Source organism: Vibrio sp. 10N.222.48.A3, assembly GCF_041475345.1.
Classification (GTDB): domain Bacteria; phylum Pseudomonadota; class Gammaproteobacteria; order Enterobacterales; family Vibrionaceae; genus Vibrio; species Vibrio tasmaniensis_A.
In genome coordinates, this window is record NZ_JBFRVX010000830.1 from 1 (window position 1) to 1,187 (window position 1,187).

The window sequence follows — 1,187 nt, forward strand, 5'->3', positions numbered from 1 at the left end:
ACATCGAAGAACTCTTCTAAATGATCTTTATTTAACTCGTTTATGTCGTTCATATCACCGCCTTCATGACGGTGGTAATAACTTTCCCGATTACCGCGAACTCGTCGAGTTTCTCCTCATTCACGATAAACGAATCATATTCTTCTTTGTTGTCTGAGATGACGTTATAGCCCTCAGCCATGATGTCGTACTTCAGGCGTTTTATGTAAACGTGCTTACCAATGCGAACAACATAGACACCATGCTTTACTGGGTGGTCGAGCTCTCGGGTATCGACTAATACTTCATCGCCGTCGCTCAAAGTGTCTTCCATTGAGTCGCCGTGGCAAATGATGATACGAGCATCTTCTTCTGTCAGGCCGAAACGTTTTAGCCATAAGCATGGTAGGAATTCAGTTCTGAGTTGATACTCAGCATCGTTTTGAGCTCCAAATCCACAAGAGGCATAGACGTTGTACACAGGTACAGCACACATATCGCCTATTTGAGAAGCCGCTTTCACAGACTTAACATTCGAAATCTCTGTGACATCGTCACCGATGACGTGATGAGATTCACTTAACCAATTGTTTCTCATGGTTTTATCATTCCAACAGAAAATGGATTTAGCAATAGCCTGTCTCCACAAACTCACAACCCAGTCTCCTTAAAGAGACTAAAGCGCACATTAAAGCGTATTACCCTAGTAACGAAGTCATCGCATAACAAACTATAGCCGCAGTTTAAGATCGGTATTGTATATGACTACCTGCGATAAACTGCAAACCGCTAAGAACTATAACACGCCATTACTGTGGTGGATATGATGCTAAGCCTTTGAATATTAGACATGTGTTAGACGCTGCATTTAATTTTCAATATTTTAGCTCTCTAAGCAATATTTGAGAATTAAGCTCACAGCAATCACAGCCAGAATAAATGCCGCTAAAGTCACACTGAGCACTGTTTCGATTCGTAAAAAACAGAAGCGAACAGAGTGGTAAACATCTTTCTAAAAATAGCCAGCCTCTGCTGGCTATTTTTTTACCCGCTATTCAGAGATTTAAGGTAACAAGGCGCCCTACTACCGATGAAATAGACCTGCTGAAAGAAGCACTAGAAGAACGCGAGCAACGCAGAGAAAACAAAATCCCCTACTCCGTGCTTCTAGACTTCAGCATCCTGAGCTGTATGAGAGTCAGCGAAGT

General features: G+C 42.1%; 1 protein-coding gene. It reads right to left on the minus strand.

Annotated elements, in window-relative coordinates:
* Positions 1–49: 49 nt before the first annotated feature.
* Positions 50–634: a helix-turn-helix transcriptional regulator gene (locus AB4653_RS20415; protein ID WP_408063585.1), complete on the minus strand. Its 585-nt coding sequence runs from the start codon at positions 632–634 to the stop codon at positions 50–52.
* Between the last annotated feature and the right edge of the window lie 553 nt (positions 635–1,187).